At 45.9% G+C, this 20238-nt stretch carries 17 protein-coding genes, 1 pseudogene and 1 riboswitch; of the genes and pseudogenes, 5 read left to right on the top strand and 13 right to left on the bottom strand.

The window, feature by feature from the left end; translation table 11 throughout:
* Position 1: 1 nt before the first annotated feature.
* From HPY28_RS14435 to HPY28_RS14395, 9 genes and pseudogenes are all read right to left on the bottom strand, one after another.
* Complete coding sequence (locus tag HPY28_RS14435) at positions 2-436, bottom strand: PTS mannitol transporter subunit IIA (protein WP_017252529.1); 435 nt, start codon at positions 434-436, stop codon at positions 2-4.
* The gene (locus tag HPY28_RS14430; RefSeq protein ID WP_174230804.1) at positions 433-2538 is read right to left on the bottom strand and encodes a BglG family transcription antiterminator; all 2106 of its coding nucleotides are present in this window, start codon (positions 2536-2538) and stop codon (positions 433-435) included. Before HPY28_RS14430 ends, HPY28_RS14435 begins: the two co-directional genes overlap by 4 nt.
* Positions 2539-2601: 63 nt before the next feature.
* Positions 2602-4032, bottom strand: coding sequence for a PTS mannitol transporter subunit IIBC (locus HPY28_RS14425; protein WP_017252531.1), 1431 nt, complete (start codon positions 4030-4032; stop codon positions 2602-2604).
* 190 nt (positions 4033-4222) lie between these two features.
* A complete protein-coding gene (locus HPY28_RS14420) occupies positions 4223-4546 on the bottom strand; it encodes a PepSY domain-containing protein (RefSeq protein ID WP_017252532.1) in 324 nt (107 codons plus the stop codon).
* A gap of 149 nt (positions 4547-4695) precedes the next feature.
* A complete protein-coding gene (gene cshA / locus HPY28_RS14415) occupies positions 4696-6258 on the bottom strand; it encodes a degradosome RNA helicase CshA (RefSeq protein ID WP_174230803.1) in 1563 nt (520 codons plus the stop codon).
* A 252-nt stretch (positions 6259-6510) separates the two neighbouring features.
* Positions 6511-7368 (bottom strand): transporter substrate-binding domain-containing protein, encoded by an 858-nt coding sequence (locus HPY28_RS14410; protein ID WP_017252534.1) that lies wholly within the window; start codon positions 7366-7368, stop codon positions 6511-6513.
* A gap of 115 nt (positions 7369-7483) precedes the next feature.
* Positions 7484-9457, bottom strand: a complete 1974-nt coding sequence (locus HPY28_RS14405) for a methyl-accepting chemotaxis protein (protein ID WP_017252535.1) — start codon at positions 9455-9457, stop codon at positions 7484-7486.
* A gap of 72 nt (positions 9458-9529) precedes the next feature.
* Positions 9530-9630, bottom strand: a riboswitch (cyclic di-GMP riboswitch).
* A 137-nt stretch (positions 9631-9767) separates the two neighbouring features.
* The gene (locus HPY28_RS14400) at positions 9768-11396 is read right to left on the bottom strand and encodes a formate--tetrahydrofolate ligase (protein ID WP_174230802.1); all 1629 of its coding nucleotides are present in this window, start codon (positions 11394-11396) and stop codon (positions 9768-9770) included.
* A gap of 147 nt (positions 11397-11543) precedes the next feature.
* Positions 11544-11693, bottom strand: a pseudogene (locus HPY28_RS14395) (FAD-linked oxidase C-terminal domain-containing protein); the annotation flags it as partial.
* Positions 11694-11790: 97 nt separating this feature from the next.
* Here HPY28_RS14395 and HPY28_RS14390 point away from each other — a divergent pair.
* Complete coding sequence (locus HPY28_RS14390; protein WP_017252538.1) at positions 11791-12630, top strand: leucine-rich repeat domain-containing protein; 840 nt, start codon at positions 11791-11793, stop codon at positions 12628-12630.
* 64 nt (positions 12631-12694) lie between these two features.
* On the opposite strand, the gene HPY28_RS14385 is transcribed toward HPY28_RS14390, so the two are convergent.
* On the bottom strand, positions 12695-13234 hold the full coding sequence (locus tag HPY28_RS14385) for a C39 family peptidase (protein WP_017252539.1): 540 nt from the start codon (positions 13232-13234) through the stop codon (positions 12695-12697).
* 565 nt (positions 13235-13799) lie between these two features.
* Here HPY28_RS14385 and HPY28_RS14380 point away from each other — a divergent pair.
* From HPY28_RS14380 to HPY28_RS14370, 3 genes are all read left to right on the top strand, one after another.
* Complete coding sequence (locus HPY28_RS14380) at positions 13800-14336, top strand: hypothetical protein (RefSeq protein WP_017252540.1); 537 nt, start codon at positions 13800-13802, stop codon at positions 14334-14336.
* 23 nt (positions 14337-14359) lie between these two features.
* Entirely contained in the window at positions 14360-14920 is a 561-nt protein-coding gene (locus HPY28_RS14375) for an N-acetylmuramoyl-L-alanine amidase family protein (RefSeq protein WP_173623395.1), read from the top strand.
* A gap of 224 nt (positions 14921-15144) precedes the next feature.
* Entirely contained in the window at positions 15145-15888 is a 744-nt protein-coding gene (locus HPY28_RS14370; RefSeq protein WP_017252541.1) for a hypothetical protein, read from the top strand.
* An 88-nt stretch (positions 15889-15976) separates the two neighbouring features.
* Here the strand turns inward: HPY28_RS14370 and HPY28_RS14365 are convergent, their stop codons facing one another.
* Entirely contained in the window at positions 15977-16558 is a 582-nt protein-coding gene (locus HPY28_RS14365) for an N-acetylmuramoyl-L-alanine amidase family protein (protein WP_174230801.1), read from the bottom strand.
* A 255-nt stretch (positions 16559-16813) separates the two neighbouring features.
* On the opposite strand from HPY28_RS14365, the gene HPY28_RS14360 reads away from it, so the two are divergent.
* Entirely contained in the window at positions 16814-17161 is a 348-nt protein-coding gene (locus tag HPY28_RS14360; RefSeq protein ID WP_017252543.1) for a hypothetical protein, read from the top strand.
* A gap of 416 nt (positions 17162-17577) precedes the next feature.
* Here the strand turns inward: HPY28_RS14360 and HPY28_RS14355 are convergent, their stop codons facing one another.
* Both HPY28_RS14355 and HPY28_RS14350 read right to left on the bottom strand, forming a co-directional pair.
* The gene (locus tag HPY28_RS14355; protein WP_174230800.1) at positions 17578-18942 is read right to left on the bottom strand and encodes an FAD-binding oxidoreductase; all 1365 of its coding nucleotides are present in this window, start codon (positions 18940-18942) and stop codon (positions 17578-17580) included.
* Positions 18943-18958: 16 nt separating this feature from the next.
* Entirely contained in the window at positions 18959-20233 is a 1275-nt protein-coding gene (locus HPY28_RS14350; protein ID WP_017252546.1) for a TRAP transporter large permease, read from the bottom strand.
* Between the last annotated feature and the right edge of the window lie 5 nt (positions 20234-20238).

Genomic DNA, 20238 nt, shown 5'->3' with positions numbered 1-20238 from the left:
ATTACACCTCCTCGGAGAACATCGTGATGATTTCTTGCGCCGAAGCCGCGTTTACAATCCGCTTGACGTTTTCCTCCTCGGAGCAAAGAATCGCGATGTTCGAGAGCACCTCCAGATGCTCGTCTCCAACAGCTGCAATGCCCACCAGCAAATAAGCTGTGTTGCCCTCTCCAAAATCTACGCCCCCTGGAACCTGAACGATGGAGATCCCGGTAGATTGAATCTCTGCCTTGGATTCGTTCGTTCCGTGCGGGATGGCTACGCCGCTTCCGATGTATGTCGTCGCCAACTGCTCGCGCTCTTGCATTTTCTCTAGATACGCCTCTGTTACATGGCCTGCACGCACAAGCAATTGTCCTGCCAGTCTGATCGCTTCTTCTTTATTGGCTACCTTTGCATTCAACATGATTTTTTCTGCTGTCAGTATGTTTTTCATTTTGTTCTCTCCAATCCTATCTTTTTAAGGCAAAACGCATACATTTTGCCTGCTATATAATCAGCAATTTGCTGTGTTTCTCCTGTTTTCAAAACCGCTTGCATGTCTTCTTCAATCAAAAGGGAGCTGATCTCACTGAGTACTTCCAGCCCTTCCTTCGGCACTTCTTTCGGCCCTAACAAGAGCAGAAGCATATCAATGGATATCACTTCTTCATCCATCGAGCGAAGAAGGACCGGCTCTCGTAATTGGTGAAACGTAAAAGACGCCTTGTTCACCGCTTCATTTCTTCCGTGGAAAAGGGCCAAGGATGTTCCCGGAATCCCCAAACCGCCGAGCTTTTCCCGCTCGATCAACTGCTTGACTACCGGTTCGATCTCCTCGATCGTTCCACGTTCTTTCAGCCTCATGCTGATTTGTCCCAAAAGCTGGGCGATGCCCTGATCACGATTATCCCATCTCATTCCCCATAGCCCATCGTAAAGCTCATTGGCATACGCAGCGTAGTATTGCATGGCCCTTAGTTGTTCGATGGACTGCTGTCCTGCGGGAACCAGCTGACTTTTCTCCTGATGGGATCGTTTCTGACTCGTCGTGTGCAATTGATATTTAATTTTTTGGATATCGTCTGGCGGAAGCAGCGGGCTGACCACGACATATTCCGCTGGATCGAGCGGCAAGGGAAGGGTGGAAATGACCAAGTCATAATCTGTTGCCGGAACCTCTTCCAGATCGAACATGGACAGATTTTTCAAGCTGACGATCTCCGGTATTTCTTTTTTAATACGCGTTGCCAAAATCTTGGAGGAGCCGATCCCGCTGGAGCATACTACCAATACCCGGTACCACTGCTGCTCATGGCGCGTTCTCTCCAATGCCGCACCTAGATGCATCACTAGGTACCCGATCTCTTCCTCTGGAACCTGTAGCTCTGGCAAAATCGTATGGACCGCTTCACTTGTTACAGCAAACAGCTCTGGATAGTTTTGCTTGATCTGCTCGAGAATCGGATTACGTATCTCCATCTTCCGCTGCAATCGGTACAACGCTGGCTCCAAATGCGTCAGCAGACCATGGAACAGCGAGGCGTCATTGCCAAGCGGAATGTCCAAGCGTTCTTCGCAGGCTTGAATGAAGCGTTTCGTAATGACCATGAGCTCTGTATTTTCTGGCCATACTTGGTCATCCGGGGAATGCCGCAGCTTGGCCCCCCGCAAATGCATCGTAATATAGCCGATCTCATCTGCTGGGATCTCCATTTGGAAAATCTGCTTTAGCCGCTCCATGATGTTGCTGGCTATTTCGTACTCGGGTGTTCCAATCAATTCACTGAGGGTATTCTCGTCAAAATGAATGCCTTCCCCTTTTTCAATCCGTTCCATGGCCAATGCCAAATGTGTGACCAATCCGAGATAGGCGCTGTCTGCCAAAGGATAGGGAAGCTCCTCGTCCAGATGGCTCAATGCATTTTCGACCTTGATCAGCTTTTCCCGGTCAATCAAACCGAGTAGCCGTTCCGAAATCGAGTCGATGTCTCGCAGTGCCTTGTTTTGAATATTTTCTTTGATAATCCCAATCAGCTCGTGATCGTCCAGATGCTCGGCAATCAGTCTGCTGATCGCCCGCCGCTTGGACGACTCTGTACCTTGCAACTCCACGCCATACCCTCGTTTTCGCAAGAGTGACAGATCGTATCGAGCGAGCATCGTCTCCAAATCATCCAGATCATGGCTGATGGTTGCCGTTGTCACTTTCAAATCGATCGCCAGCGAAATCAGTTTGACTGGCTCCGATGCCTCCAGGAGTGCGCACAGGATGATTGCCTTTCGTTCCTGCGCGGTGAATTCCTTCGTCATGTGATGCAGGACAGACATTCTGAGTGCACGCTTTTGCTCGTCAGTCCCCACCACTTCAAGACCTGAACCTGTTTTTCTGACCAGCTCCAGTTCAAATTCATCAAACAAGGAAGTCAGTGCATCCAATTCCCGGTGAACGGTACGACCGCTTACACCAACCTGTTCGGCGATCGAACCCACGGTAACTCCTTTTTGTTCCTTCAATAAAATCTCGATAATGGATCGCTGTCGAGAGGATACATGCATGTCTTCGTTCCCTCCTTAACGCCAAAGAGGGAAGACGCTAGCTCCCACTAGCGTTGATTCCCTTTACCCCAGGCGTTTGACCAACTTGTCATACTCGGGACTATTCAAGAAATTTTCAATAGAGATATGCTCCGCAGAAGGCGCTTTGACCTGCGCTCTCTCTGTTAAAGACTTGTGCGTAATAACGATATCAGCGTCGCTTGGAATGTCGTTGATCGCCGTATTGATGACCGTAATCTCGGTCAGGCCCGCATCCTTGAACTTTTTACGCAAGGACGCCGCTCCCATCGCACTGGAGCCCATTCCCGCATCGCAAGAGAAGACCACTTTTTTCACGTCAGCAGCAGCTACCTCATGCTTCACTGGAGCTTCTACCGCTTCTTGTTCCTGCGCTTTTTTGCCTTTCATCTCTTGCATTTTTTCTGTCGCTTTTTCCAGTTCATCCTCGTCTGTCTTCGCGCTCATTTTCAAGAGAGCAGATGCGATGAGGAAGGACACGACAGTCGCTGCCAACACACCAGCCAGTACCGGGAGCAAACCACCACGCGGTGCCATTGCAATCAAGGCGAAAATACTACCTGGAGACGGTGGCGCCACCAATCCTGCGCCGAGCAGCGTGAAGGTAAACACACCAGCCATCCCGCCACCAATGGCCGCGAGAATCAGACGCGGATTCATCAGCACGTACGGGAAGTAAATTTCGTGGATACCCCCGAAGAAGTGAATGATGACAGCACCCGGTGCCGATTGCTTGGCACTGCCTCTGCCAGCAAGCCAGTATGCCAACAATATTCCCAGACCTGGTCCCGGATTGGATTCAAGCAGGAAGAAAACGGACTGACCCAACTTCGCCGCTTCATCCAGACCGATCGGGCTCAAAATACCGTGGTTAATCGCATTGTTCAGGAACAGGATCTTCGCTGGCTCGATAAAAATGCTGGCAAGCGGTAGCAATCCTGCACCTACAATGACTTCTACACCCCCTGCAAGCGCCTTGCTCAAGCCTGCAACGACAGGCCCAATTGCTTGGAAAGCAAACAGTGTCAGTAACCCGCCAACAATACCCGCGGAAAAGTTATTCACTAACATTTCAAAACCGGAACGAATTTTTCCTTCGAACAACTGGTCCACTTTTTTCATGACCCAGCCGCCCAAAGGACCCATGATCATGGCTCCCAGGAACATCGGGATGTCTGCGCCTACGACAACCCCCATCGTAGCGACGGCACCTACGACCCCGCCTCGAACATCATGGACCATTTTCCCGCCAGTATAACCAATCAGCAGTGGCAGTAAATACGTAATCATCGGTCCAACCAGTTTGGCCAAATTTTCGTTAGGCAGCCAACCTGTTGGGATAAATAAAGCGGTAATCAACCCCCAAGCGATGAAAGCACCGATATTCGGCATAACCATTGCACTCAGGAATCGTCCAAACTTTTGTACTGAGACCCGCACTCCACCCGAAGCGTTTTTTGTTTCCACGCTCTCCATACTGCACCCTCCTTTACCCCTATTTATGAGATGTTGACATGATTGAAATGATAATGTGTACACCTCAAATATAAAGCGTTTTCATAGGAGGTAACAACAAAATCAAAGCGCGAATTTGTCTGACTCGTTGTTGCCAAAACTTAATTGCCCATAGGAAAAAGACCTCTGCCCAGTTGCAGAAGCCTTCTCCTTACAAATTCTCCGATTCAACCTTGATCACTTTTCCCGTCTTCACATCGACATCGATTTCAAACACCTGATTTTGCTCGGTGAGAATGATGATTTCATACGCGAGAACACCTTCGTCTTTTTCTAACTCAACATGGACAACTCGCCCTTTTACTTGCTGCAAGGCGATTCGTATGGCGTCTTCTTTGGTAATGTCTGTTGGCTCGATGATCGCAGAAATTTCCTTCGCTTGGTCAAAGGAATGTCCAGTTGCATGAACCGACATCCCCCCTCCCAATACGGCGAGCCAAATACCAGCCCACTTTCCAATGGCTGTTTTCCTCATGCTTGCACTCTCTCCCTGCGCGAAAATTCGTGCCAAAGCACTCCTAGTTTGTCACGGATTCCCCTAAATATTCGCAGGCAGGTCAACACGAAAAAAAGACCGATGCGCACAAGTGCACACCAGTCTTTGCTTACAATACCACTCGATTCTTAGCTGCGTGGTGAACGAGATTCGCCACCGCGTGGACGGGAGTCACCGCTGCGTGGACGAGAGTCACCACTGCGCGGACGAGAGTCACCACTGCGTGGACGAGAGTCACCACTGCGTGGACGAGAGTCACCACTGCGTGGACGAGAGTCGCCATTGCGTGGGCGAGATGGGCGCTTTCCGCCAAAACCGGAACCGGAACCGAAGCCACCTTTTCCTTTTGGAGGCAGCTTTTTCTTCCCTACACGAAGAGGAGCCTCTTCTGTCAGGCGAACAGGAGTCATATCTGGTTCTTTAGTCAACAGCTTGAGTGCTGCGGATACGAGTGTTACGGAATCGACATCCTCCAGCAATTGCTCTGCCAGTGTTTTATAAGCAGACAGATCGTCTCTTCCAGATGCTTCGAGAATTTTGTCTACCGTCATCTTTTGTTGACCTTCCAAAGCCTCAGCCATCGAAGGAACCGCACGGCGCTCCATGCGACGGTTTGTTGTACGCTCAATCAGACGCAGATGGTCGATTTCACGGGAAGTCACAAACGTGATTGCCAGACCTGTTTTACCAGCACGTCCCGTTCTACCGATACGGTGAACGTAGCTCTCGGAGTCTTGTGGAATATCAAAGTTAAATACATGCGTTACACCGCTGATGTCCAAGCCACGTGCAGCCACGTCAGTCGCTACCAGTACTTCGATCGTACCTTCCTTGAACTTGCGGAGCACGCTGTCGCGTTTCGCTTGGTTCAAGTCACCATGGATACCTTCTGCACCATAACCGCGCTTGGTCAGGGCTTCGGACAGCTCATCAACTCTGCGCTTGGTTCTACCAAAAATGATAGCCAACTCAGGGGAGTGAATATCCAGCAAACGGCACAGTACATCGAACTTCTGCTTTTCAGCTACTTCCATGTATTCCTGTGCAATGTTTGGCACGGTTACTTCTTTTGCTTTCACTTGAATAATGGTTGGTTCGTTCATGAACTGTTGTGCAATTTCTTGGATCGCTCTCGGCATCGTAGCAGAGAACAACAGGGTTTGACGATTGTCTGGAACCTCTTTCAAGATTTCCTTGATGTCGTCGATGAAACCCATGTTCAGCATTTCATCCGCTTCGTCCAAAATAACAACCTCAATGGCATCCAGACGAATGGTTTTTCTTCTCATGTGGTCCATGAAACGACCAGGTGTTGCTACGATGATTTGTGGACGTTTTTTCAACGCTTTGATTTGACGAGTGATGTCTTGACCACCATAGATTGGCAGTGCAGAGATGTTTTTAAATTGGGCAATTTTATTAATCTCTTCTGCAACCTGAACAGCCAGCTCACGTGTTGGAGTCAAAACAACCCCTTGAATATTTCCGCTTGTTTCATCCAAGCGTTCAATCAATGGAATACCGAATGCAGCTGTTTTACCAGTACCTGTTTGTGCCTGACCGATCAGGTCACGACCTTGCAGTGCTACAGGAACCGTTTGATCCTGAATCGCTGTAGCCTCTTCGAAGCCCATGTTGCTCAACGCTCTAACAATGGAATGATGTAAGCCAAAATCATTAAAAGTCGCCAATGAATGTCAGTCTCCTTTATCAATACCTTCATCTATAAAATTCTCAAAAAAAAGGGCACTATTCCTTACGATCCGGAACATGCCCTTTTATCCCCGATTGTACGTAGCACCCTAAAGAACATAGCTGTAATCGTACCATGCAATGACTGAAAAAGCAAACTGCATATATACCCAAATTGCCTGATTTTGTGATGCTACCGTTTTTAAAAATAACAAAGCAGCCTAAGATCAGGCTGCTTGTCTGTTATCGGATTATTTTACCCATTTGTTGTAAAGCTCATCGAACTTGCCTTGCAGTTTCATCTCGTCCATCCACAGATCCAGGTAGTTAGCGAAGATGGTGTCTCCACGATGGATCATGTACGCTTTTTCACTCTTCGTGAACGGGTTGTCGGTCAGAGCTGGATACAGGCGGGAATCTGCTTTAGAATACACAATTGCTTCCAGCGTATCTGTGATCATCACATCGTACTTACCACTTGCTACCAGACCAGGAATGTCGAGGTTGTTTTGTTCAACTGTTACAGTTGCTTTTGTCAGATGCTCACGAACGAATTTTTCGTTGGTGCCACCTGGATTCACACCAATGCGCACCTCTGGCTTGTTGATGTCTGCTACACTCTTGTACTTGTCCTTGTCTTCTTTGCGGATGAGTGGAGCTTTACCGAACTGAATGTAAGGATCGCTCATGTGCGCTTTTTTCTGACGGTCTGTGTTGCGCGTAACGCCTCCGACAGCAATATCGAATTTATTTGCCAAGAGATCGTTCATCAGTGTTGGCCAAGATGTTTGGACAAAACGCGCCTCTACTCCCAGGCTTTTTGCGAATTCTTTCATCGCATCGATATCGTAACCTTCGAATTCGTTCGTTTTTGGATTCAAATATGTAAATGGTTTGTAGTCACCTGGAGTACCTACGAGGATATAGCCTCTCGCAATGATTTCGTCCAAACGAGACTCAAACTTCTTCGTTTGCGGTTTTTTAGCAGCTTCAGCAGCTACGGTTGGCACAGGCTTAACCGCCGTTGCGGCAAAAGCACCTGTTCCACCTGTCATGAGCATAGTTGCAGCGAGTGTGCTCGCCAAGATTGTTTTTGTAAATTTTTTCATCTGGTTTCTCCTCCTGTTAAACGGTATGAATTTAGTTATCAGAAACAAACTCCATCATCCCCTAATGGCATCCCCCCTTTCAAAGAAGAGGACTTACAACCTGTCGAGCCGCCTCTTACACAGTAAACCTACCAATTCCTTGCTGTAATTCTTCTGCCACTGCGTTCAAACGCTCGACAGACTGGCCAATTTCTTGGATGGCTTGAAGTTGCTCTTCGGTCGCCCTTGCCACTGTTTGCGCGTCGAGTGAAGCATGTTTTGCAATGTTATGCATTTCATCTACAGAAGCACTCACCTGTTGGGAGCCCGCTGACATTTGCTCAGATGCTGCGGATACTTCCAAAATGTGCGCAGCAACGTTACGGGAAGATTCCAAAATATGCCCGAAGATTTCGCGAACCTCTTCGACCAGTTGAATACCTTGCTGAGCGTTTTGGTTGCCCGCGGTCATGACTTCTACCGCGTGACGAGTATCCTGCTGGATTTCTCCGATCAGCATTGCGATTTTGGATGCGGATTCTTCGGATTGATTCGCCAGTTTTTTCACCTCTCCGGCAACCACGGCAAACCCACGTCCATGCTCGCCGGCACGTGCTGCCTCAATCGAAGCGTTCAAGGCAAGCAAATTGATTTGCGAGGTTAACTGACTGATCGTATCGAGAATGCCTTCGATTTCTTTGGAACGATTGTTGAGCTGCTCGATGGCTACTGTCGCCTTCGATGTTCCCTCGCCAATGCTTCCCATCTGGCGAACTGCCTGCTCTACCACTGCAGTTCCTTGCTCTGCCTGCTCTGTTGCTACCTGGGCAGCCTCTGAAACATGTGCAGACGTCTCCGCGATTTTCACGATGCCTGCTGCCATGTCATTCATAGACAACGCGACATCCTGCGAGCTGGTGGCCTGCGCCTCTGCTCCCTCAGAAATCTGTGCAATAGACAAACCGATTTGGTTGATGTTTTCCGTCGCTTGTTTAATACCTTCGGATACTTCCTGACTAAAACGCTGTACTTGATCAGACGACAGAGATACGTCTTCGATCAAATTTTTCAAGTGCGATACCGTCTGGTTAAAGTCACGTGATAGAACTGCAATCTCGTCTTTTCCCTCAACCGTTACAGTCTCTTTCAAGTTCCCCTGCGCCACTACATTTACTGCGTGATTCAGACGCTCAATTGGTTTCACCATGCGTACAGCCAAGAAATAAACGAGGACAACCCCAATCGCCAACACGATGAGGGAAATCACCATCAATCGGACTGACAATTGATCGACAGGCGCATGCAGCTCCGCTACGGGTGCAGTGATGTATAGGCCCCAGTTCAAACTGGTAGGAGCATAGGAAGCAAATCGCTCTACATTCTCGTATTTGTATTGGGCGATTCCATGATTCCCTTGTTTGATATCTTCAAAAGCTGTCTGAAGCTCAAGAATACCCATGTCGAGAATCGATTCCTTCAGAATGTACTCGCTTTTCGGATGATAAATAAATGTTCCTGTTTTGCTTACTAAAAAGGCGTAACCAGCTTGGCCAAATTTCTCTTCGGACACCTTTTTTTGGATTTCATTGATAGGAATAGTAGAACCGATATAACCGTATTGACGATTGTCCTTCATCAATGGAACGACAAGAGTCACGATGTTATTCCCTGTTCGCTTTGAAATGACTGGCTCGGAGACAACAACCTTCCCTTCCCCTTTGCTGGCTTCCTTAATATGCGGACGATCCGAGATGTCAGTCACTTCTCCCTTGAAATTGATTACTTTCTTACCGCTTAAGTCATGCGAAAAGAAGAACGTCTCAAACTCGGGATTTTCCTTTTGAGCTTCTTGAATAAGTTTCAGGTCCTGTTCGACATTTTGATCAGCCGACATCAGCCCTCCCACCGCATCTACAATACTAATTTTTTCTTGAAAGAAACCATCGATACGTATCGAGAGATTGCTAGCTGACAACTCAGCTTCTTTGTCCAGACTGTCTGCCAAAAGATTGGAAGCACTCCAATAGCTTGCACCGCAAACCGTACCCAAACTAATAACCAACAGCAGGCACAAAACGATAATTAGCTTATTCTTCAAACTATTTTTCATACCGATTCACTTCTCCCTTCTGTTTTTTCAACAAAAAAAAGACTGCCCACCGACAGCCCATCATGACTACGGTATGGCAACCCGGCTGTCCTAGCTGCGAAAGTCATTTGACTTTCGTCCTTAGACCCGTGGCTTTGCGTCCCTGCCTTTCAACAGGTTTGCCTTTGTCATTCCTTGTTGTTTTTTCAGTTAAAGTCCACTTTTTTTCAATCTCACCTTTCATTTCCCATAACTTTTCGCTAATAAACCTCAAAATGGAAAAAAAGCTGACAACCTTTTACAGTTGTCAGCTTTTTGTCAAACTTTTAGATTAGCTTAATCCGATCACTTGCCCATCCTCGTCTACATATAACGATTCCGCAGCCGGCTTTTTCGGGAGGCCTGGCATTGTAACCAAGCTTCCGGTCAATGCGACGATAAAACCAGCTCCTGCTGATATGCGCACTTCGCTCACTTGGATTGTGAAGTCAACAGGTGCCCCCAATAGATCAGCGCGGTCCGTAAAGGAGTACGGTGTTTTCGCCATGCACACAGGCAGATGGGACATGCCCATTTCTTCTACCTTTTGCATCGTTTTCAATGCCAGCGGCGAAAAGACAACCCCTGATCCACGGTATACTTCTTTCACGACTGTCTCAATCTTGTCTTTAATGCTGAGGTCTTCCTCATACAAGAATCGGAAGGACGAAGGTCGCTCTGCTGCACGCGTCACTTTTTCAGCCAGCTCGACACCGCCAGCTCCTCCTTCTGCCCATACTTTGGAGAGTGCTGCTTCAGCTCCGGCGGCTTGGCATAGCGCAATGACGGCATCAATCTCTGCTTGGGTATCTGTCGCAAAATGATTGATGGCCACCACTGCTGGCACACCGAACTTCTGGAGGTTTTCCAGATGGCGCTTGACGTTTTCGAAGCCTTTTTCCAGAGCAGACAAGTTCTCCACTGCGAGGTCAGGTACTTTTACGCCGCCGTTGTATTTCAACGAACGAACCGTAATGACCACGACAGCAGCCGATGGAGTCAGACCTGCTTTTCTACACTTGATGTCAAAGAACTTCTCCGCTCCCAGATCCGCACCAAATCCCGCCTCTGTTACGACGTAATCCGCCAGCTTCAAGGCCATCTTGGTTCCGATCACGCTGCTGCACCCATGCGCGATATTGGCAAAAGGTCCGCCGTGAATGATGACTGGAGTTCCCTCGATTGTCTGTACGAGATTGGGCTTGATCGCTTCCTTCAAGAGAACGCACATCGCATCGACCGCGTTGATTTCTTCTGCCCGTACTGGCTGATCATCGAAATCGTATCCAATAATGATATGGTTCAACCGCTCGCGCAAGTCTGCTAGATTCTCACTCAAACATAAAATCGCCATGATTTCTGACGCGGTCGTAATCATGAAGCCATCCTCACGCGTCATTCCATTGCCGTCACCCAGACCAACAACGATGTTACGCAGTGCACGGTCGTTCATGTCCATTGCCCGTTTCCAGACGATTTTCTTTGGATTGAGCCCACGCGGATTGCCATGGAAAATATGATTGTCGATCATCGCTGCCAACAAGTTATGTGCAGCTGTAATCGCATGAATGTCCCCTGTAAAATGCAGGTTAATTTCATCAGCCGGGAGAATTTGTGCTTGGCCACTTCCGGTTGCTCCTCCCTTGATCCCCATGCAAGGACCCAAGGACGGCTCGCGAAGCGCTGCCATTGTTTTCTTCCCGAGAAAATTTAATGCTTGTGACAGACCAATCGTCGTGAGCGTCTTGCCTGCTCCCGCCGGGTTAGGGTTCATCGCTGTAACAAGAATCAGTTTGCCATCAGGGCGCTCCTTCACTTGCTCCCATAGCTCATCTGATAGTTTGGCTTTATACTTTCCGTATAGCTCCAAATGCTGTTCTTCGATACCTGCACTCTTGGCAATTTCAACAATAGACTTCATACTTGCCTCCCTGCCACACCAGAATGTAATGCACCAGTTACCAATCTTCTACATTCTGCATTTTTCCTTTTTCTCCTCTCCTCTTCGACACATTACGCAAAAGAAAAAGCCCACATTCCGACAAACGTTCAGAATGCAGGCTCTCTGTTATTTCCCGAAAATTTTTCCCGGATTCAAAATACCGTTCGGGTCCATCACTTGTCTCATAGCTTGCATGACATCCAGTGCTTCTCCATGTTCCTTGCGCTGGTATTTGATTTTCCCCACACCCACACCATGCTCTCCGGTGCAGGCTCCTAGAATAAAAAAAGCGAGAAACCAATTTATGGAATCTAACGTCATACAGTTAATGACAGGATAGCCACTAGGATGTCCTGAAAAATGGGGGATGAATTTGAAAAAGCTTATAACTCTTTTGATCATTTTAGGTGTACTAACTGGATGCGAAGCCAACGAAACGAATTTGAATGAATTGCCGAAAGAACAATCCCAAGCGGAGAGTGTCTCCCCGTTATTATTAGAATCTTTATCTAAATCACTGAATAAGCAAAAGCAGGACATCAAAATGGAGGATTTATTCAATATCGAAGAACTCACATTAGATATAGATAATGTTCCTCTGGAACAAAGAGATGCACCGATTGATTTATCTGTCCTATCTAAAATGAAAAACCTTAAAACGCTATCTTTGAATAGAATCAATGTTAAAGATTATCTATTTCTAAAGGATTTAAGTGAACTAGAATATCTTTCAATCGCTGGTTTTCAGGAAGCTCAGTTACCTGTTTTAAATAACAGTAAACTAATAAGCCTCTCACTGAATGAGGGAGATTTATCAGATTTGAAAATGCTTGAGAATAGTAAATCTCTTCAGCACTTAACCATTCGAAATAATAAAATAACAGCTTTATCATCAATTAAACTACCCCATCTTACTTTCTTAGATGTATCAAATAATCCTATTAATTCGATGAATTTTGTAAAAGAACTACCGAATTTGGAACGTTTACAAATGATGAATGCTCCCATCACAGACATTACATCTATACAGTCTGTAACTAAATTAAATTATTTAGATATAAGAGGCACAAAGGTAACTTCTATAAAACCGTTACTCAGTCTTGATGAATTATCAATTCTGCTAGTTGATCGAAAAAGCATTAGCGACTTAGCTTTGCTGAAAAAAGAAATCAAAGTCGCTGAAAATGGCAATGAAATTAATGATGGAAATTAAGTTTTAAAAAGAGGCTGCCGAGGAAGTCGGCAGCCTCAACCTCTCTTAGACAAGGGAGGTTTCTTTATTTCGTGTAATAGTTGTAGTATTCAAATTCGCCACGTTGATCGATTACATCTTGAAGGTTTTTATTCTTTGAATTACCAGGATCATGAACGAGGAACATAGATGGTGTAATCAGCTCGAATCTCGGGAAGCCATCTACAACTTCTATAAGACCCGAAAATCCTCTGATTGCAACTGTATGATTAGGAACACGTACCATAAGCGGAATATCTTTGTTAATCACACAATCCATCATATCCTTTTTCAACTTTTCGAAGGTTCCGGTGAATTTCCCGCTGTATTTGTGACCATATTTTTTTTGTGCTACAGCCCAATCAAATGGACAATCAGCTCTTCCATTCACTGCTTTTAGCTGTTGCTGCAAGATCTCGGGATCGACTTTATTACCATAGAAAGCGAAAATCATAGCGGCGGATGTAATTACACACCCTTCAACTCTCATCGTATTACCGCAAGAAGTGTAGTTAGAACTCCATTTTTCATCAGCTTGACTCCAATACTGCATATCAAATACTTTTGAATATTGCTTAACTGCCATTTCATTTCCCCCTAATTTTTTGTAAGCAACTATGAATTTGAGTGTCATTGTTGCTTTCATCAATAAAGGAGAAAAATAGAGACCAAATACAACCAGTCTTTGAAAATTATTATAGAGCGGTGTACATGAAAAAGATCTAGTTAGACTTGCTCTAACTGGATATGCGAAATGTCATGAAGAAACCCTATCTGAGACTATCTTTTTCTGAAGAACTTCCAAATACTTTCGCTTATATTTATTTACCCCTTGTTGTGAAATGCCTAATTGCTGTGAACTCTATTATTAATTCATCATTCATAATTTTCACCGTCCCAACATACTAGGTAAATACAACAGGGAAAAAGCAACTATATTTCCATAAAAAATTACATTTTTAATCTCATTCTGGAAAAACGAGGAACGATAGTACGATTGATTGACCTGATTTTTTTGATTTGTGTTATAGAAGCCATCACTTTTCCAACTCATGGATTATATAAATTATGGTAAATTTGGCGTATGGTGGTTATGCATTTGGGTTCATCTTCTCTTCAATAACATAGATGGAATCATTGGAGGTTTAGAAATGAAAAAGAGATTAGTTCTGAGCATGTTTATCCTAATGGCTTTAGGAATGGTAGCTTGTTCTAATGACAGTAACGTAAAAACGTCTCAAGCTGAGATTGAAAAGTTACAAGCTGAAATAGCCCAATTAAAAAACACAAATAAAGAACTTGAAGCCTCTTTGGTTAAGGAAAAACAAAAAAACGAAACTAACGCTCAAATCTACCAAATTCGAGATATCGTTGATCTACAGACAAGAGAAATGTTTCGAGCCATGATGAAAGGTGAGACTGAAAAAGTTAAACAGTTTATTTCCAAAGAAGCTGCTGTAGAAGGAAAGCAATTTGTTTATAAAGCGAATAACGAGGTTATAAGTATTCCGTTCGTAACCGAAGGAAGCACTTTTCGTCAAAGGTCATTCGATATATATAAGGATGGACGCTTTATTACAAATTACGAAGTTTGGATAAACGATGAGACGTACTCTGGAACGCTGGAACTAATGTTCACAAAAGAAGATAAAGAATGGAAACTGAGTAGCCTGCAAGGGGATAGATAAATAATTTTTTTGAATTGAAGTTTTTGGTCGACCCAGGTCATGGCGGTTCAGACGTTGGAGCAATCGGCACTTTGAATGGCGAAGATGTTTACGAGAAAGACTTAGCCCTGTTGTTTGGACAGGCTGTTGCTGAGACCCTCGAAGATTTCGGCGCAACGGTTTACTTGACGCGGGATGATGATAGCAAGGTATCAATTGATGATCGCTGGAAACTGGGACAACAGAAAGATGTGGATGGTGTCATTAGCGTTCACTTTAATTCAGCAGGTTCCACAGCTAAGGGAACAGAATCCATCTATGCTGGAAACCGTTCGCAAGACAAAGGCTTTGCGCAAACCATTCAGCGAGAAGTGGTCAATTCCCTTGGTACACGAGACAGGGGAGTACTTAAAGATTCGGATACACCACGTGGATCACTAGGTGTTCTCCGTTATCCTTCTGGCGGTAACTACCCACGAGCACTGATTGAGGTTGAGTTCATTACTAATGAATCAGCCTTGGAAGACCTCGGTCCAACGTTGGATGAAGCAGCTGAAGATTTTGCTCGTGGTGTCCGTCGTGCAATGCTTGATTATTTCCAATAAAAGCAGCCGTTGATGTTTTGAAAAAGCCCTCAGATTTGAGGGTTTTTTTCGCATAAGAATAAGTATCATCATGCTCCCTGAGCCGCCTACAGGGGCTTCTCAAGGCTTCCTAGGCTCTTCCTTCTTCTCTGCGTTAGGGGGCAGAGGGAAACCTTTTTATGGAAATACACGTCTTATATTTGTCTTCATAATCACGCGTTTATTAAAAGAGGAGTTGATCGATTGTGCACACGATAAAATTTAGGGTGTATCTTTCTTTACTCACGTTGCTTTGTTTATCTCTCTTTGGATGCAATGAGAGAGTCATAGATCATCCAAATGGTTATGTTACATTTGTCGAAGAGAATCCTACGAATCTATTTGAAGATCAGTCCAATTTAGCTGAAATTCGTAGTCCAAAAAACTTTTCAGTCATTGAAGACAAAGTAATGACTATCCATTTTTATGGAGTGCCTGATTACTCCTACAACGTAACAGTACAAGACGATCTGAGTAATATATTGTTTCAGGAAGAAATAAAACCACAGGGTAAAATATTCCAATACATGAGAGAAATCACACTAGAAAAAATTCCCTCAACCTTGCATGGGAAAGTAATTGTATCTGCTAGGGTATCTTCTGAGGAAGCTAAAAATGCCTGGCATACAGAGCATGAAATAGCCTTTAAAACTAATAGTAACGACTGGCTAACCATAGATACCCCTGTTCCCTATACGAACATGCTGGTTGGTGAAGAGTTAGAAATTTCGGGAAGAGTGGGACATCCTGATACATTATCTTATTCTGTGAACGATGGTGTCCAAGATCTGATAACGGGTACGATCAAAGTAAATCAAGATGGAACTTTCCAAACTCGCATTCCGATAAATCAGTTACCTACTAATCACCTAAGTAAAGCTACATTGGCAATAGAAGATGCACAGAAAAATTTTGTCCTTCTTGATTTCTTTATTCGAGAAAAGCCATGAGGTTTGAAAAGGACTGTTTATTAAAAAGAGAAGCCCCTGGGGAGATCCTCCAGGGGCTTCTCTGATGCTATATTCTTTCTAGCATTTTTTATTCAAAATAATCTCGGATACCACGGTAGATACCGCCGGCCATGTCAATTTTGTTGTCGTAGTCAGCAATAAACGCATCGTCATCTGGATTGGACATGAAACCCAATTCAAGCAATGTTGCCGGCATATCAGTATCCCGCAGTACTTGGAAGTTGTCCTTTCTAATTCCTGTACTTCCCCATGTATCGAGGCCGGTATAATCTACGATTCTTGGAAGAATAGCTTCCGCTAGTGCTTTATCCTCGGATTTATAATAGTGTGCCGAGAGACCATTAGCGCTTGTATTGGTGCTACTGTTATGGTGGAGGGAAACAAAGATATCAGCGCCCCATTTATTTGCCATTTCGGCACGTTCATCTAAGCAAACTGGATCATCCGTTGTACGGCTCATCTTAACATTTGCACCAGCCTCTTCCAGGTACTCTACCAGGACTTCAGCGATTGAAAGGGCAGAACTTTTTTCATTTCCAGATTTTTTGCCAGAAGTACCTACAGCGTAAGTGCCACAACGATTTTTACCTTCAGAAGCTGTACCACCATGACCTGGATCAACGAAAATCTTTTTTCCACGCAAGCTCATATTTATTTCCCCTATCTAAATGTAATAAGCGACTTTGTTTGACCGGTCAATTTGTCGCTTTCATACATAAAGGAAAAAAACGAGGCCCTTTTACAACCAATGCCAAAAAAAATTTCTAATGTGATACGAAAACGTGATGAAATGACGTTTTATTATGTTTCTTAAGTAATCCATCCGAAAAAAGATGGAATATTTTATGAAAATCAGTTGTTTTTTACCTTCTTTTTTTACCTATAAGGTAGGACGGTGAAAAGCATGAACGATGAGTTATTAATAGAGAAGTGTAGAGGAGTTTTAAGAAGGATCGCTTGGCGATTGCAGTATCAAGCAAAGAAGATTTCCACCCGAGAGCTTCCGATCATAGAAAATGCCTGTGGGCAGAATCAAATGTCTTCTGTAGATGCTAAGTTGCATGTAGAAGAAATGTTGAATTCCCTTCCAGCTAAAGCAAGATTCATTATTGAGCAAGTAGTGATTCATGGCGTTCCAGAAGAAATAGTCGCACAGCATTTGGGTATATCTCAACAAGGAGTAAATAAATGCAAAAGGAAATATTTAGCGTTAATTCGGAAAAAATTAGAATCTGACTCGGCAAGAAGTTAAGTCGTAGGCCCTCCATAATGGTCTTACGCCTGTCAAGCAGACAGAACTAAAAAAGCCTAAGCAGCCAGTGTGATTCGGTATTCTACCTGCGCCTTTAGATAATCCCTTTCTTCCTCCACGGTAGCAAACTTGGTTCTTGGACGCCCAATAAAAGGGTTGTCATCAGAGTGATTTTTCCCTCGTTGATCCCCACCCCCTTCGCCACTGTTCATCTTTCTGACCCACTGCTTAACTTAGGTATTGCCAGGTATTCCCAATTCCTTCGCTATCGTTTGAATGTTTGACCTTTTTTAGCCATGATAAAATCCCCTCCAAGTAGAGTGTACCACCCACCGTTAGTGGGGCGGGCTTTTAACACTACCTACTCAAAGGGGATATTACCAATTCCGACAAACGTTCAGAATGCAGGCTCTCTGTTATTTCCCGAAAATTTTTCCCGGATTCAAAATACCGTTCGGGTCCATCACTTGTCTCATAGCTTGCATGACATCCAGTGCTTCTCCGTGTTCCTTGCGCTGGTATTTGATTTTTCCCACACCCACACCATGTTCTCCGGTGCAGGTTCCTCCTCGACTCAATGCGTATTCCACCAGATGGGCATTTACTTCCTCAGCACGCGCCACTTCTTCGGGGTCATTCAGGTCGATCATCAGGATAGCGTGATAATTCCCATCCCCGACATGCCCTGCTATCGCTCCATCCAGCCCAGCGCGATCAATCGCTTGCCGCGCATCCACAACAGCTCCTGCCAGCTCAGAGATCGGCAAACAAACATCTGTCACCATCAGCTTTTTCCCGGGGGATTTGTGCAGGAAGGCATACGCCAGGTTATGACGAGCGTCCCAGAGCTGCGTCCGCGCCTTCGAATCGGTTTCAAAAAGAAACTGCGTGCAGCCATGTCCATCGGCGATGTTCTGCGCAAAGTCGATATCATACGCGAGACCTTGTTCACTGCCATGGAACTCGATAAACAGCGTCGGTGCTTCCGGGTAGCTCGTTTCCTTATACAGATTCACTTGCTGGATGGAACGTTCATCAACCAGCTCGATTCGCGCTACTTGAATACCCGCTCCGAGAATATCCACGACGGTATCGACGGCATCCTGAACAGAAGGGAAGCTGGCGCGCGCCGCCGTTGTCGCCTCAGGGATACCGTAGACACGCAAGGTCAGCTCTGTGAATACACCGAGCGTTCCCTCCGACCCGACAAACAGCCCCGTAAGATGGTAGCCTGAGGAGGATTTGGCTGTCATACTCCCTGTACGGATCATGCGTCCATCCGCCGTCACCACTTCCAGATCGCGCACTTGATCACGCATCACGCCATAGCGGACAGAGGTTGTTCCACTGGCGTTTGTAGCCGCCATCCCACCCAAAGTCGCGTCCGCTCCAGGATCGACGGAGAAAAACAATCCGTGCTTTTTCAATTCTTTATTGAGCTGGGTACGCGTCACACCGGGCTGGACTCTTACGAGGAAATCCTTCAGTCGCACCTCCAGCACTTCGTTCATCAAGGAAAAATCCATACTAATACCGCCCGCATAAGGAATCGCGTGGCCTTCCAGACTGGTCCCCATGCCAAACGGCGTTACCGCAATGCGCTTTTCGTTGGCCAGCTTCATGACGTGACTGACTTCCTCTGCCGTCTGCGGAAACACGACCACTTCCGGAAGATGCGGGGTATGGTACGATTCATCATGGCTGTGGTGCTCCAGTACTGTGGGGTTGGTCGATACTCGTTCTTCCCCCAGCAGTCCCACTAACGCTTGCTTGTAATCCACGTTGGTTCCCCCTCCGTTACTTGCTCAAGTTAACAAGGAATAAGCTGATTTCAGGAATGTAAGTGATGAGCATCAAGTCGACGATCATGATGACCAAAAACGGGATCACCGCTCGCTCAATCTCCGTATTCTGGAGCTTCGCAATATTTCCTGCTACCAACAAATTGATCCCAACCGGTGGAGTCAGCATACCAATCGCAGAGTTGACGACCATGATCACCCCGAATAGCACCGGATCAATGCCCAAAGAATTCGTGATCGGCAGCAGGATCGGTGTCAGGAGAATGATCGTAACCGCCGTTTCCATAAACGTCCCCAAAATGAGCAGCAAGATGTTAATAATGAGCAACGTGATGATCGTACTATCGGTAATCCCCAGCATGAATTGTGCAATTTCCTGCGGGATGTTTTCCCTCGTCATCAGGTAGCCAAATGCATTGGCGGTAGCGATAATCAGCATGATGACCGCTGTCATGCTGGCAGAGCCCGCGAATATTTCCCCTAAGTCCTTCCACTTGATCTCCCGGTAGACGAAAAGACCGACGACCAGACCGTAAATCACGGCTACCACTGCCGCTTCTGTCGGAGTAAAGATGGCCCCGTATATACCGCCAAGAATAATGATCGGCATGAGTATCGCCAAAATGGCGTCCTTGAATGCCTCCCATATCTCTTTGGGCGTATGCTTCTCTCCGCCACCCCAGCCGTTTTTCTTACTGATCCAATACGAGTACAGGATCAACGAAATCGCTACGAGAATGCCCGGCCCGATCCCGGCAATAAACAAGTCGCTAATCGAAGCACTCGCTGCTACCCCGTACAAAACCATCGGCACGCTCGGAGGAATCATGACACCGATCGTTCCACCTGTTGCATGCAAGGCCGCAGAAAACCGGACATCATACCCTTTTTTGACCATGTGCGGGATCAAAATTCCCCCTACTGCTGCTGTTGTCGCGGCAGAAGAACCCGATATCGCTGCAAAAAAGGTACACCCCATAACCGCCACGATTGCCAATCCTCCAGGCAGGTTCCCGACAATCGTATTCGCAAAACGAATCAGCCTAGCCGAGATTCCGCCTGTTTCCATCAATTTTCCTGCCAAGAGGAAGAACGGGATCGCCATCAGCGGGAAGGAATCTGTCCCGTTGAACATTTTTTGAATGACAACCAGAAGAGGGATGTTTCCCTCCAGCATAAACACGACAACGACAGATAACCCCAGTGCCACCCCAATTGGTACGTTCAGGATCAGGAGCACCAACAGTGTTACAAACAAAATCGTACCCACAATCT

The sequence above is a fragment of the Brevibacillus sp. HB1.2 genome (assembly GCF_013332495.1).
GTDB lineage: Bacteria > Bacillota > Bacilli > Brevibacillales > Brevibacillaceae > Brevibacillus > Brevibacillus porteri.
The sequence above is the reverse complement of the archived record's forward strand: the minus strand, read 5'-3'. Positions and strand labels throughout refer to the sequence as shown.